This window comes from Bacillus sp. P4_D3, assembly GCF_056401855.1.
The window spans coordinates 1-1,116 of the sequence record NZ_JBFUIN010000897.1 but is presented as its reverse complement, the minus strand read 5'-3'; the positions used below and the strand labels follow the sequence as shown (position 1 = coordinate 1,116).

General features: G+C 36.2%; 1 protein-coding gene and 1 pseudogene. Both read right to left on the bottom strand.

Annotated features, from left to right (window positions below):
• Nucleotides 1–79, bottom strand: a pseudogene (locus tag AC1DTM_RS27765) (argininosuccinate lyase); the annotation flags it as partial.
• A gap of 101 nt (nt 80–180) precedes the next feature.
• Nucleotides 181–1,116, bottom strand: a 936-nt coding sequence (locus tag AC1DTM_RS27760; RefSeq protein ID WP_477001406.1) for a serine hydrolase, incomplete at its 5' end; no start/stop codon positions are given.

The window sequence follows — 1,116 nt, the reverse complement described above, 5'->3', positions numbered from 1 at the left end:
GAAATACACAATCTACATATGTTTTCCCAGGGAAATCAGCGCCTTCCTTCTTAATAAACTCTTCTTTACTCTGTTTCATCACCTTTTCCCCTTTCGCCTAAGTGTTACTACCCATCATACCCAGGGATGGTGAAAAAGTGCTTGTACATAAAAATAAACTCGGCGCTCATAGCACCAAGTTTACTTAATAAAAGTCGCATCATACTTATCACTTTGCAACACTTGGAAGTGTAGATTTGCTAAATGTTTACGTATTTCAGCACTGTCATCTTCATTTAAATTATTTGCCAAGAAAACAATTTCTGTACAGTTTCCGCGTTTATCCATTGCATAAACTGCTTTTGTTACCGTCCATGGTGTATAACCATTCTTTTGCCCGGCATGCCTGAATGTTTTACGATATTTCTTTGCACTCATATCCGTTTCGACGATATTCGCCCACACTTTTTCTTCCGCTTCTGTAAGACCACCTTGATGATTTGCCTTTTGAAGCAGTACCATATAATCGTTAGCGGAAGCAGCCGGCAATCTATCCGACCAAATTTTGTCGTAACGTTCCTCTAAATATAGAGGAATTTCCTTCTGTAATAATGGTCCCTTCTTTTTTAAGCGTTCATGAATAATCATAGCATATTCACGATATTGCTCTTGAGACATTTCTTTTAACTTTTTCTCTATTTTATATTTTGGAACATGTAATTCTTTATGCAAATATCCCGGAATGTATAAAGATGAAACGATCGGAAATAGCGGTTGATGTGCAGGAAGCGCTAAACTTTGTAAATTCCGATTAATATTGTCTAATCCTAATACCTCCATTAAATATTCAGTATTTGCATTAGAACTAAACTTAACCATTCCTTTTGCAACTTCTTCTAAAGAAACCGCTCCTTCAGTTATCTTTTCTTTTTTTTGTAAATAATTTTGCCATCTATCTTGTGCACCACCATCTGTACTCGGCACATAATAACGATTCACATCATTAATTGAAACGAAACTAGACGGATCGATTTTCCCCTCTGTAACTTGTTTCGTATATTCAAGCGCCACAATTAACTTCATCGTACTAGCAACTGGCAATACAACATCTGGATTTACAGAATACACAACTTTATC